Source organism: Agromyces sp. NPDC058104, assembly GCF_042884835.1.
Lineage (GTDB): Bacteria > Actinomycetota > Actinomycetes > Actinomycetales > Microbacteriaceae > Agromyces.
This window is the reverse complement of sequence record NZ_JBHVTD010000003.1, coordinates 482,131-494,750: the sequence shown is the minus strand read 5'-3', so window position 1 is coordinate 494,750 and position 12,620 is coordinate 482,131. Positions and strand designations below refer to the sequence as shown.

Here is a 12,620-nt window from a genome sequence, read left to right as displayed (position 1 = left end):
ATGACGCACCCGACGGGCGCCGAGCACCCCGAACCCGACGACGGGCAGGATGCCTCGGACGAATCCCGAACCGAAGCCGGCGAGTTCGGTCGCGCCTTCGCGGCCGCCGCGGAGAAGAGCGGACTGGGTGCGCTGGCGCGCGACGAGAAGCTGAGCGGACGAGATCTGCTGGTCGCGGTCGGCGGCGTCCGCGGCATCCTCGAGGCGCTGCTGCCCGGCCTCGTCTTCCTCGTCGTGTACAGCTCGCTCACGAGCTTCGCGGGACAGGATCCGCAGACCGCCCTCGTGCCCGCGCTCATCGCATCGGTCGGGCTCGCCGTCGTCTTCACGGTCGTCCGCGTCGCGACCAAGGGCCAGCCGACGCAGGCGATCGCCGGGCTGATCGGCGTGCTCGCCTCGGCGGCGCTCGCGCTGTGGACCGGCCGTGCGGAGGACAACTACGTGCTCGGCTTCTTCACGAACGCCGCGTACGCCCTCGCCCTGCTGGTCTCGCTCTTCGTGAAGTGGCCCGCGATCGGGCTCATCGTCGGCTTCCTCATGGGCGATGGGGTGGCGTGGCGCAACGACCGCCGCAAGTACCGTGCGATGCAGTTCCTGACGCTCGTCTGGATCGGGCTCTTCGTCGCGCGTCTCGCCGTGCAGCTGCCCTTCTACTTCGCGGGCAACGTCGAGGCGCTCGGCGCCTTCCGGCTGCTGATGGGGGTTCCGCTCTACGCGCTCGTGCTCGTCTTCTCCTGGCTGGTGGTGCGCGCCGTCTATCCGTCGTCGGCGCGCTCCGGCGAGTGATAGAGTTATCTCGACGTCAAGATAAATTCGCACGCAGTGCGAGGCCTGTCGGCTGGCGATCGGCTTAGGTTACCCTTGCTGGTACCGCCCCATGTCTGACGGAGAAGATGGAATGTCGTGCGCGTCGTCGCCGGCATCCGCGAAGGAGAGGACATCGTGTCTGCAGTGAACAGTTTCGGGGCGAAGGACACGCTCCGCGTCGGTGATGAGTCCTACGAGATCTTCCGGCTCGACACCGTGCCGGGCCACGAGAAGCTCCCGTTCAGCCTGAAGGTGCTGCTCGAGAACCTGCTCCGCACCGAGGACGGCGCGAACGTCACCAAGGAGCAGATCGAGGCGCTCGGCTCGTGGGACCCGCAGGCCGAGCCCGACACCGAGATCCAGTTCTCGCCCGCGCGCGTCGTGATGCAGGACTTCACCGGCGTGCCCTGCATCGTCGACCTCGCGACCATGCGCGAGGCGGTCACCGCGCTGGGCGGCGACCCGAACAAGATCAACCCGCTCTCGCCCGCCGAGATGGTCATCGACCACTCCGTCATCGCCGACCTCTTCGGCACCGAGAACGCCCTCGAGCGCAACGTCGAGATCGAGTACGAGCGCAACGGCGAGCGCTACCAGTTCCTCCGCTGGGGCCAGACCGCCTTCAACGACTTCAAGGTCGTGCCCCCGGGCACCGGCATCGTGCACCAGGTCAACATCGAGCACCTGGCCAAGGTCGTCTACGACCGCGAGGTCGACGGCGTCCTGCGCGCCTACCCCGACACCTGCGTCGGCACCGACTCGCACACGACCATGGTCAACGGCCTCGGCGTGCTCGGCTGGGGCGTCGGCGGCATCGAGGCCGAGGCGGCCATGCTCGGTCAGCCCGTCTCCATGCTCATCCCGCGCGTCGTCGGCTTCAAGCTCACGGGCGAGATCCCCGCCGGCGTGACGGCGACCGACGTCGTCCTCACGATCACCGACATGCTCCGCCAGCACGGCGTCGTCGGCAAGTTCGTCGAGTTCTACGGCGCCGGCGTCGCCTCGGTGCCGCTCGCGAACCGCGCCACCATCGGCAACATGAGCCCCGAGTTCGGCTCGACCGCCGCGATGTTCCCCATCGACGACGTCACCCTCGACTACCTGCGCCTCACCGGCCGCGACGAGGCCGCGATCGCGCTCGTCGAGCAGTACGCGAAGGTGCAGAAGCTCTGGCACGATGCCGACAACGAGCCCGACTTCAGCGAGTACATGGAGCTCGACCTCTCGACGGTCGTCCCGTCGATCGCCGGTCCGAAGCGTCCCCAGGACCGCATCCTGCTCTCGCGCTCGAAGGAGCAGTTCGAGGTCGACCTCACGAACTACGCCGACGTCGACCACGACCTCGTCGACCTGACGATCTCCGAGTCGTTCCCCGCCTCCGACCCGCCCGGGTTCACCCCCGAGGACGAGTCGAACCACCACGAGCACCACCACCACTCGCACGCACCGAAGACGGTCTCGAAGCCGACCCCGGTGACCGTTGCGGGCGGCCCCTCGTTCACGCTGAACCACGGTTCGGTCGCGCTCGCGGCGATCACCTCGTGCACGAACACCTCGAACCCGTCGGTCATGATCGCGGCCGGCGTGCTCGCCCGCAAGGCGCTCGAGAAGGGCCTCAAGTCCAAGCCCTGGGTGAAGACCACCCTCGGCCCGGGCTCGAAGGTCGTCACCGACTACTACGAGAAGTCCGGACTCGACAAGTCGCTCGAGGGACTCGGCTTCTACACCGTCGGCTACGGCTGCACGATCTGCATCGGCAACTCCGGCCCGCTGATCGAAGAGGTCTCCGCCGCGATCAACGAGAACGACCTCGCGGTCACCGCGGTCCTCTCCGGCAACCGCAACTTCGAGGGCCGCATCAGCCCCGACGTGAAGATGAACTACCTGGCGTCGCCGCCGCTCGTCGTGGCGTACGCGCTGGCCGGCTCGATGAACTTCGACTTCGAGACCGACCCGCTCGGCACCGACGGCGACGGCAACGACGTCTTCCTGAAGGACATCTGGCCCGCGCCCGAAGAGGTTCAGGAGATCATCGACTCGTCGATCTCGCGCGAGCAGTTCATCAAGCAGTACGCCACCGTGTTCGAGGGCGACGAGCGCTGGAAGACGCTGCCGACCCCGACCGGCCCGGTCTTCGAGTGGGACGCCGACTCGACGTACGTGCGCAAGGCGCCGTACTTCGACGGCATGTCGATGGAGCTCACGCCCGTCGCCGACATCTCGGGCGCCCGAGTGCTCGCGACGCTCGGCGACTCGGTGACGACCGACCACATCAGCCCCGCCGGCAACATCAAGGCGGGCACCCCGGCGGCGCAGTACCTGACCGAGCACGGCGTCGAGCGCAAGGACTTCAACTCCTACGGCTCGCGTCGCGGCAACCACGAGATCATGATCCGCGGCACCTTCGCCAACATCCGCCTGAAGAACCTCCTCGTCTCGGCCGTCAACGACGGCCAGGTCGTCGAGGGCGGGTACACCCGCGACTTCACGCAGGAGGGCGGCCCGCAGTCGTACATCTACGACGCGAGCCAGAACTACCAGGCGCAGGGCACCCCGCTCGTCATCTTCGGCGGCAAGGAGTACGGCTCGGGTTCGTCGCGCGACTGGGCGGCCAAGGGCACGAGCCTCCTCGGCGTCAAGGCGGTCATCACCGAGAGCTTCGAGCGGATCCACCGCTCGAACCTCATCGGCATGGGCGTGGTCCCGCTGCAGTTCCCGGCCGGCCAGAGCTGGGAGTCGCTCGGCCTCGACGGCACCGAGATCGTCTCGATCTCGGGCCTCGAGCAGCTGAACGAGGGCGTCACTCCGAAGACGGTCCGCGTGACCGCGGTGCCGAGCGAGTTCTCGGCCGAGGGCAAGCAGCCCGTCGAGTTCGACGCGGTGGTCCGCATCGACACGCCGGGCGAGGCCGACTACTACCGCAACGGCGGCATCCTGCAGTACGTGCTGCGCAGCCTGGTCTGACGCGACACGCTTTCGACGAGGGGGCGATCGGCGATTCCGCCGATCGCCCCCTCGTCTGCCCGGGCTCACAGCCTGCCCGGCGTAGACTCGTTCCGTTCGGCGGCATCGCCGCGTCACCCCGGAGGCACCACGCATGACCCTGCTCTCGACGATCTCTGGCCCGCGCGACCTCGATGCGCTGAGCCAGGAGCAGCTCGAGCAGCTCGCGCGCGAGATCCGCGAGTACCTCGTCGAGTCCGTCTCGAAGACGGGCGGCCACCTGGGCCCGAACCTCGGCGTCGTCGAGATGACGATCGCGATCCATCGGGTGTTCGAGTCGCCGCGCGACGCGATCGTGTTCGACACCGGGCACCAGTCCTACGTGCACAAGCTGCTCACCGGCCGTACCGACCTCTCGTCGCTGCGACGCACCGGCGGCCTCGCCGGCTACCCGCAGCGGTCCGAGTCCGAGCACGACATCGTCGAGAGCTCGCACGCCTCGAGCTCGCTCTCCTGGGCCGACGGCATCTCGAAGGCGTTCGAGATGACGGGCCAGGACGACCGCCACGTCATCGCGGTCGTCGGCGACGGCGCGCTCACCGGCGGCATGACGTGGGAAGCGCTCAACAACATCTCCGACGACAACACCCGCAAGCTCATCGTGGTGGTCAACGACAACGGCCGTTCCTACGCGCCGACGATCGGCGGCATGGCCCGCTTCCTCAATACCGTGCGCACGAAGCAGGGTTACCGCAACCTGCACCTCTCGAGCCGCCGCGCGTTCGACAAGCTCGGCGGGCCCGCCCGCGCGTTCTACCGCGGCGTGCGCGGCGGCCTCCACGGCTTCCTCAGCCGATTCACCGGCAACGAGGCGCTCTACTCGAACCTCGACATCAAGTACATCGGCCCGGTCGACGGGCACGACGAGCACGCGATGGAGGAGGCGCTGCGCCAGGCGAAGGCCTACGGCGCCCCCGTCATCGTGCACACGATCACCGAGAAGGGCCGCGGCTACGAGCCCGCCCGCCGTGACGTCGCCGACCAGTTCCACGCCGTCGGCCAGATCGACCCCGAGACGGGGGAGTCGCTCGAGGCATCCGCCGGGCCGTCGTGGACGAGCGCCTTCGCCGACGAGCTCGTGCGTCAGGCCGAGCAGAACGAGCGTCTCGTGGGCATCACCGCGGCGATGCTCCGGCCGACCGGGCTCCACCGCATGGCCGAGCGCTTCCCCAACCGGGTGTTCGACGTCGGCATCGCCGAGCAGCACGCGGCGACGGCGGCCGCGGGCCTCGCTTTCGGTGGGCTGCACCCGGTCGTCGCCGTGTACGCCACGTTCATCAACCGCGCGTTCGACCAGGTGCTGATGGACGTCGCGCTGCACAAGGCCGGCGTCACCTTCGTGCTCGACCGCGCCGGCGTCACGGGCCCCGACGGCCCGAGCCATCACGGCGTGTGGGACCTCTCGATCCTCCAGGTCGTGCCCGGCATCCGCATCGCGGCACCGCGCGACGCCGTCCGCCTGGCCGAGGAGCTCGGCGAGGCCGTGGCCGTCGATGACGCGCCGACGGTGCTGCGCTTCCCGAAGGGCACCGTCGGCGTCGACTACGACGCCGTCCGCCGCACCGACGACGGCGTCGACGTGCTCGCCGAGTCGGAGCGCAAGGACGTGCTGCTCGTGACGGTCGGGCCGATGGCCGGAATCGGGCTCGCGGTGGCCGAGCGCCTCGAGGCGCAGGGCATCGGCGCGACCGTCGTCGACCCGCGCTGGGTCGTCCCCGTGCCGCGCAGCGTGATCGACCTCTCGGCCGAGTACCGCATCGTCGTGAGCCTCGAGGACGGCATCCGGGTCGGTGGAATCGGCACCCGCATCCGCCAGGACCTGCGCGAGGCAGGGGTCGACACGGCCGTCACCGAGCTCGGCCTGCCCGACGAGTTCCTCGAGCACGGCTCACGCGCCGACATCCTCGAGCGCGTCGGGCTCACGCCGCAGCACATCGCGCGCGACGTGACGGCCATGGTCCTCGGCTCGAAGCTGCCGCACGCCCGGCCGGCCGGCGCCGAAGCGGCCGTGCCGACCGACACGAGCCCGCAACCCCGGGTCTAGCCGCGCACGCCGCCGGCCGGCGCGATGCCCCCCCGTGTGGCGCGATCGCGACGGCGCGCATCGGGCGGGCATCTCGGATGCCCCGGGCTCGCCCGTCACCACGGCAGGGCTCGAGGGCGTCCGCCCCGCAGGAAGCCAGCCGTCCGTCGAACACCGACCTCGCGGCATCCACCTCACGCGAACGCGGCCCCCGGCAGGAGCCGGAGGCCGCGTTCGCGTGCGGTCGTGCGTCGCCTAGGCGCCGACGCCCTTCACGGGCGGGTGGTGGAAGGTGTCGCCGAAGACGCGCTCGGAGGCGCCGACCCGGTCGAGGTACGGCGTGACGCCGCCCATCTGGAACGGGAATCCGGCGCCGAGCACCATGCAGAGGTCGATGTCCTCGGGCGCTGCGACGACCTCGCCGTCGAGCATGAGCTTGACCTCACGGGCCAGGCCGTCCTGCAGCGACACGAGGATCTCGTCGGCCGAGCGCGGGTTCTTGCCGCCGGCGACGATCTTCAGGGCGCCCTTGTCGAAGCCCTTGACCTTGCCCTTGTCGTCCTTCTCGAGGAGCTTGCCGTACTCGGCGAGCTTGTGCAGGTTCTCGCTGCGGTAGAACCGGTCGGGGAACGCCGCGTGGTGCGTGTCGAGCACGTGCGCGCCGACCTTGAGCCCGACGAGGTCGAGCAGCACCGACGGCGCCATCGGCAGGCCGAGCGGGGCGATCGCCTGGTCGACCGTCTCGAAGGAGGTGCCCTCGTCGACGGCGCGCATGGCCTCGCCGAGCAGCACGGCGAGCAGGCGGTTGACGACGAAGCCCGGGGTGTCGGCCGTGATGACGGCGTTCTTCTTCAGGTTCTTCGCGGCGACCATCGCGGTCGAGAGCGTCGCCTCGTCGGTGTGCGGCGTCTTCACGACCTCGATGAGCGGCATGACCGCGACGGGGGTGAAGAAGTGGAAGCCGACGAGCCGCTCGGGGTGGGCCAGCTTCGCGCCGATCTGCTCGACCGAGAGCGAGGAGGTGTTCGTCGCGAGCACGGCCTCGGGGGAGATGTGCTGCTCGATCTCCGCGAACACGTTCTGCTTGATCTCGAGCTCTTCGAACACGGCCTCGATGACCCAGTCGCAGTCGGCGAAGTCGGCCTTGTCGGTGGTGCCGGTGACGAGCGCCTTCAGCCGGTTCGCCTCGTCGGGCGAGATGCGGCCCTTGCCGAGCAGGGCGTCGATCTCGCCGGCGATGTAGGCCACGCCCTTGTCGACGCGCTCCTGATCGATGTCGGTGATCACGACGGGCACCCGCAGGCGGCGCACGAAGAGCAGCGCGAGCTGGCTCGCCATGTACCCGGCGCCGAGCACGCCGACCTTCGTGACCTTCTTCGCGAGGGCCTTGTCGGGGGCGCCGGCGGGGCGCTTCGTGCGCTTCTGCACGAGGTTGAACGCGTAGATCGAGGCCTGCAGCTGGTCGCCGGCGATGAGGTCGGCGAGCACCTCGTCCTCGCGCTGGAAGCCCTCGGCGCGGGTGCCGCTCTTCGCGGCCTTCATGAGTTCGAGCGCGGCGTACGGCGACTGCGGCACCGAGCCGATGCGGCTCTTCAGCATCTTCGTCGCGATGCCGATCGCGGCGTCCCACTTCACGAGCCGCTCCATCTTGCCGGGCTCGTTCGGGCGCTTGACCTTGATCCGGCCCGAGATGACGTCGTCGGCCCACCGGATCGAGTCCTCGAGGTAGTTCACCGCGGGGAAGATCGCGTCGGCGATGCCGAGCTCGAAGGCGTCCTGGCCCTTGAGCGTGCGGTTCTGCTTCAGCGGGTTCTCGATGACGACCTTGAGCGCGTTCTCGATCCCGATGAGGTTCGGCAGGATGGTCGCGCCGCCCCAACCGGGGATGAGTCCGAGGAAGACCTCGGGGAGCGCGAGGGCCGGCGCCGAGGCATCCACCGTGCGGTAGTCGGCGTGGAGGCCGATCTCGAGGCCGCCGCCGAGCGCGAGCCCGTTGTAGAACGTGAACGACGGCACGCCGACCTCGCCGAGCTTCGCGAGGGCGTAGTGGCCGAGCTGCACGAACTTCTTCGCCGTCTCCTTGTCGGGGATCTCGGCGACCTTCGACAGGTCGGCGCCCGCGGCCAGGATGAACGGCTTGCCCGTGACGGCGACCGCGTGGATCTCTCCGGCCGCAGCGCGCGCCTTCAGCTCGTCGAGCTTCGCCGCGTACTCGAGCAGCGTCGCCGCACCGAGCGTGTTCGGTCGGGTGTGGTCGCGGCCGTTGTCGAGCGTCACGAGCGCCAGCGTGCGGCCGCCGGAGATCGGCACGTCGCGGACGTAGGAGCGGGTCACGACCTCGTCGTCGCCGGCGAGGGCGACGAGCGAGGCGAAGTCGATGGTCGAGTAGTCGGTCATGCGCGCTTCTTCGCCTTCTTGTCGAAGTTCGGGTTCTCCCAGATCATCGTGCCGCCCTGGCCGAGGCCGACGCACATGCTGGTGATGCCGTACTGCAGTTCGGGGCGCTCGGCGAACTGGCTCGCGAGCTGGTTCATGAGGCGGACGCCCGAGGAGGCGAGGGGGTGGCCGACGGCGATCGCGCCGCCCCACGGGTTCACGCGCGGGTCGTCGTCGTCGATGCCGTAGTGGTCCATGAACGAGAGCACCTGCACGGCGAACGCCTCGTTCATCTCGAAGAGGTCGATGTCGTCGATCGTGAGGCCGGCCTTGCGCAGCGCCTTCTCGGTGGCGGGGATCGGGCCGATGCCCATGATCTCGGGGTCGACGCCGGCGAAGGCGTAGCTCACGAGCTTCATCTTCGGGGCGAGGCCGAGCTCCTTCGCGGTCGCGCCCGAGGCGAGCAGCGCGGCGGTCGCGCCGTCGTTCAGGCCCGATGCGTTGCCCGCGGTGATGCGGCCGTGGGGACGGAAGGGGGTCTTCAGCCCGGCGAGGCCCTCGAGGGTCGTCTCGGGGCGCATGACCTCGTCGCGCGTCGCGAGGCCCCAGCCCTCCTCCGTGCGGATGGCGACGGGCACGAGGTCCTGCTGGATCTTACCCGCCGCGTAGGCCGCGGCGGTCTTCTGCTGGCTCGCGAGGGCGAAGCGGTCGCTCCGCTCCTTCGTGAGCTGCGGGAAGCGGTCGTGGATGCGCTCGGCGGTCGCGCCCATCACGAGGGCGTCCTCGCCGACGAGGCGCTCGCTCAGGAAGCGGGGGTTGGGGTCGACGCCCGAGCCCATCGGGTGGTGGCCCATGTGCTCGACGCCGCCCGCGATGGCGAGGTCGTACATGCCGTAGCCGATCGAGCCGGCGAGCATCGCGGTCGCGGTCATCGCGCCGGCGCACATGCGGTCGATCGAGAAGCCGGGAACCGTCTTCGGCAGTCCGGCGAGGATCGCGGCGGTGCGACCGAGGGTGAGGCCCTGGTCGCCGGTCTGGGTGGTCGCGGCGATGGCGACCTCGTCGATGCGGTCCTTCGGCACGTTCGGGTTGCGTTCGAGGAGTCCGACGATCGCCTTCACGACGAGGTCGTCGGCTCGGGTGTTCCAGTACATGCCCTTGTCGCCGGCCTTGCCGAACGGGGTGCGGACCCCGTCGACGAACACGACTTCAGCTTGATCAGCCACGCTGCAGCTCACTTTCGATCAGGATGCCTCGATCCTACGAAGGGCGTTGCGGGCGCGTTGAATCGCTTGACGGTTCCTACGAATCGTCGGAGGTGGCGTCGAGCAGGGCTTGTGATGCCTCCACAAACGCAGCAGCGATAATCAGTGCGGTTGCGGCAACCTGCCACGGGCGGGCGCCGAGGTCCGCGAGCGCGGCGCCGATCGATTCGGCATCGGCGGGCTGCGGGGGAGCCCACGCCACGCGGCGCAGGAAGTCGGGCGTGAGGAGGTTCTCGACCGGCATCTCGAGCGACTCGGCGACCTCGGCCACGGCAGCCTTGGCGGTCTTCAGGCGCGCGTCGGCTTCGGGGTTGCGCCCCGCCCAGGCCCGCGGGGGCGGCGGGGCATCGTTCGGCACCCGGACGGCGGGGAGCTCGGTCGTCGTGAGCCCGCGCTCGACGGCCGTCCACCAGCGGTCGAGCTCGCTGCGGCTCTGGCGCCCGGTGAACTCGCGCAGGTCGGCGAGCGCGCGGCGCGTCGAGGGCAGGGACTTCGCCACCGCGACGATCGAGGCGTCGGGCACGAGCCGGCCCGGGGCCACGTCGGTGGAGGACGCGAGCTCGTCGCGGGAGAGCCAGAGCTCGCGGGCGACCGCGAGGTTCCGCCCGTTGCGCATCGCGTGGATGCCGGAGAGCCGGCGCCAGGGCTCGGCCGCGGCCGGTTTCGCCGCGCGGTGCAGCACGGCGTCGAACTCCTGCCCGCCGAGCTCGGTCTTGCCGGCCTCCGCGAGCCGGTCGACGAGCCGGTCGCGCACGTCGACGAGCAGTTCGACGTCGAGGGCCGCGTACTTCAGCCACGACTGCGGCAGCGGCCGGGTCGACCAGTCCGCCGCCGAGTGCTCCTTCGCGAGCCTGATGTCGAGCAGCTCCTCGACGACCGAGGCGAGGCCGACGCGCGGCATGCCGAGCAGGCGTGCCGCGAGCTCGGTGTCGAAGATCCGATCGGGGTCGAGCCCCACCTCGCGCAGGCAGGCCAGGTCCTGGCTGGCCGCGTGCAGCACCCACTCCTCGGAGTGGATGCCGTCCTGCAACGCGGAGAAGTCGGGGATCTGCGGCGGGTCGAAGAGGAAGACCCCCGAGCCGCGCCGGTACATCTGGATGAGATAGGCGCGCTGCGAGTAGCGGAAGCCGCTCGCCCGCTCGGCGTCGACCGCGATCGGTCCATCGCCGTCGAGGAGGCGCTTCACGGCGTCGTCGAACTCCGCGGGCGTCTCGATCACCCGGTAGTCATCCACGATTCGACCTCCGTCGGGGCAGTGCGGTCACCCCTTCGGAACGGGGCGGAAGCCCTGCGAGCATGCACAGCAACTCGCTCCAGCCTTCCACATGGGCCTTGATCTCGGCATCGAGGGGGGTCCAGGACGCCCGCAACTCGATCTGGGCGCCGTCGCCCTGGGCCGCCAGTTCGCCGAACCCGGTCGAGAGGATCTTGGTCGCCGTGCCCGAGGCGGCGATGTAGTGCGCCCCGCGAGCGTCGAGCGCGTCGATCAGCCACGACCAGGCGACCTCGGCCAGGAACGGGTCGAGGCCGATGTCGGTCTCGAGCGGCGCCTGCGCGAAGCACACCACGCGGAAGCGGCCGCCCCACGCCTCGGGCTCGCTGGGGTCGTAGAGCAGGATGAACCGGCCGGTGCCGAGCTCGGAGTCGTCGCCGTGGCGCGTGGGCGACACATCGGCGGAGAGGGCGGTCGCGTGCGGCGCGAGTCCGCCCGGCGCCGGGATCTCCGAGACCGCGAGCTCGGCGCGCGGGACGGCGGCTCGGATCGAGGCGAGTGCGGCCTCGAACTCGGCGGGAAGCGAGGACGGGTGGTCGGGCACGAGTGCAGACTAGAGTCTCGACCGGAGCCGGTGACGGCGGCACGCCGCATCGCAACGCACACGGGACGGTTGACGGGAAGGATGCCGATGACGCAGCGCGGAGAACGGGGCGGGGCGATACGGACGGCGGTCGGCGCCGCAGCCCTGCTCGCCGGGGTGATCGCCCTCGTGACCGGCGCGGCGGCCGCGGTGCTCGCCGTCGTCTTCGCCCGGAAGGTGGTGACTCCGCCGACCCGGCGGGAACAGGACCTCCGGATCCTCGGCGTGGACGCAGCAGCAGGCGAGATCACGCTCGCCGCCAACGAGGAGGCCCGCATGCGCGGCCGCTACGGACTCTGGTTCGAGCACGACTCGGGGCACGCCAGGCTCGGCGACGTGCTCGAGGAGCGCGACGGCCGGGTGCGCCGGGCGCTCGTCTCGACCGACTTCGGGCGCCCCGAGCGGGCGACGCGCGGCCGCATCAACGCGGCGTTCCACCTCGGCCCGTGGGAGCTCGACGCGCCCTACGAGGACGTGGTCGTCGAGACGCCGCTCGGCCCGGCGCCCGCGTGGCGGATCCCGGCAGAGCCGCCGAGCGATCGTTGGGTCGTCCAGGTGCACGGGCGCGGCGCCAAGCGCCACGAGGGCCTCCGAGCGGTGGAGGCGATTCGCGCCGCCGGGTGGGACAGCCTCCTCATCTCCTACCGCAACGACGGCGAGGCGCCGGAGAGCACCGATCGCCGCTACGGGCTCGGCGGCACGGAATGGGCCGACGTGGTCGCCGCCGTGCACTTCGCGCTCGAGCACGGGGCGCGCGAGATCGTGCTCATGGGCTGGTCGATGGGCGGCATGATCTCGCTGCAGGCGGTGCTGCGATCGGCCGAGGTCCGTGAGCACCTCCTCGGCGTCGTCCTCGAGTCGCCCGCCATCGACTGGGTCGACATCCTCCGCTTCCAGGGCGGCGCGCTCGGTCTGCCGCGCGGACTCGGCGACGTCGTCGCACGGGTCCTCGGCGCGCCGTACGGGGGAGGCCTCACCGGGCTCGCGGCGCCGATCTCGCTCGAGGAGCTCGATCCCGTCGCCCGCGCGAGCGAGCTCTCGGTCCCCATCCTGCTGATGCACAGCGTCGACGACGGATTCGTTCCCATCGACGGCTCGCGCCGGCTCGCGGCGGCAAGGCCCGACCTCGTCCGGTTCGAGGAGTTCACCGGTGCGCGTCACACCAAGCTCTGGAACCACGATCCCGAGCGGTGGAACGGGCTCATCACCGGCTGGCTCGCCGCGCGGACGGCCGACGACCAGGACGGTGCTGCGGTCGAGATCGTCGGCTGAGGCGGCGCCGTGCGCCGC

General features: G+C 70.5%; 8 protein-coding genes. 4 read left to right on the top strand and 4 right to left on the bottom strand.

Going from position 1 to position 12,620, the window contains the following annotated elements:
- The 3 genes from ACFVTH_RS16175 (at window position 1) to dxs (ending at window position 5,854) form a co-directional block, all read left to right on the top strand.
- The gene (locus ACFVTH_RS16175; protein WP_387093028.1) at window positions 1-786 is read left to right on the top strand and encodes a DUF3159 domain-containing protein; all 786 of its coding nucleotides are present in this window, start codon (window positions 1-3) and stop codon (window positions 784-786) included.
- Window positions 787-939: 153 nt separating this feature from the next.
- Entirely contained in the window at window positions 940-3,771 is a 2,832-nt protein-coding gene (locus ACFVTH_RS16170) for an aconitate hydratase (protein ID WP_387093664.1), read from the top strand.
- Window positions 3,772-3,904: 133 nt separating this feature from the next.
- The gene (dxs, locus tag ACFVTH_RS16165) at window positions 3,905-5,854 is read left to right on the top strand and encodes a 1-deoxy-D-xylulose-5-phosphate synthase (protein ID WP_387093026.1); all 1,950 of its coding nucleotides are present in this window, start codon (window positions 3,905-3,907) and stop codon (window positions 5,852-5,854) included.
- A gap of 234 nt (window positions 5,855-6,088) precedes the next feature.
- Here the strand turns inward: dxs and ACFVTH_RS16160 are convergent, their stop codons facing one another.
- From ACFVTH_RS16160 to ACFVTH_RS16145, 4 genes are all read right to left on the bottom strand, one after another.
- On the bottom strand, window positions 6,089-8,230 hold the full coding sequence (locus tag ACFVTH_RS16160) for a 3-hydroxyacyl-CoA dehydrogenase NAD-binding domain-containing protein (protein WP_387093023.1): 2,142 nt from the start codon (window positions 8,228-8,230) through the stop codon (window positions 6,089-6,091).
- Complete coding sequence (locus ACFVTH_RS16155; RefSeq protein WP_157424114.1) at window positions 8,227-9,435, bottom strand: thiolase family protein; 1,209 nt, start codon at window positions 9,433-9,435, stop codon at window positions 8,227-8,229. Before ACFVTH_RS16155 ends, ACFVTH_RS16160 begins: the two co-directional genes overlap by 4 nt.
- A gap of 76 nt (window positions 9,436-9,511) precedes the next feature.
- On the bottom strand, window positions 9,512-10,708 hold the full coding sequence (locus tag ACFVTH_RS16150) for an HRDC domain-containing protein (RefSeq protein ID WP_387093020.1): 1,197 nt from the start codon (window positions 10,706-10,708) through the stop codon (window positions 9,512-9,514).
- A complete protein-coding gene (locus tag ACFVTH_RS16145; RefSeq protein WP_386940962.1) occupies window positions 10,701-11,291 on the bottom strand; it encodes a DUF3000 domain-containing protein in 591 nt (196 codons plus the stop codon). Before ACFVTH_RS16145 ends, ACFVTH_RS16150 begins: the two co-directional genes overlap by 8 nt.
- Before the next feature lie 87 nt (window positions 11,292-11,378).
- Between ACFVTH_RS16145 and ACFVTH_RS16140 the strand changes: the two genes are divergently transcribed.
- Window positions 11,379-12,602, top strand: a complete 1,224-nt coding sequence (locus ACFVTH_RS16140) for an alpha/beta hydrolase family protein (protein ID WP_387093017.1) — start codon at window positions 11,379-11,381, stop codon at window positions 12,600-12,602.
- The last annotated feature ends 18 nt before the right edge of the window (window positions 12,603-12,620 follow it).

What these genes read in the sequence shown, in the direction of transcription:
- ACFVTH_RS16175 (WP_387093028.1), top strand. Translation starts at nt 1, where the DNA reads ATGACGCACCCGACGGGCGCCGAGCACCCCGAACCCGACGACGGGCAG.
- dxs (WP_387093026.1), top strand. Translation starts at nt 3,905, where the DNA reads ATGACCCTGCTCTCGACGATCTCTGGCCCGCGCGACCTCGATGCGCTG.
- ACFVTH_RS16160 (WP_387093023.1), bottom strand. Translation starts at nt 8,230, where the DNA reads ATGACCGACTACTCGACCATCGACTTCGCCTCGCTCGTCGCCCTCGCC.
- ACFVTH_RS16140 (WP_387093017.1), top strand. Translation starts at nt 11,379, where the DNA reads ATGACGCAGCGCGGAGAACGGGGCGGGGCGATACGGACGGCGGTCGGC.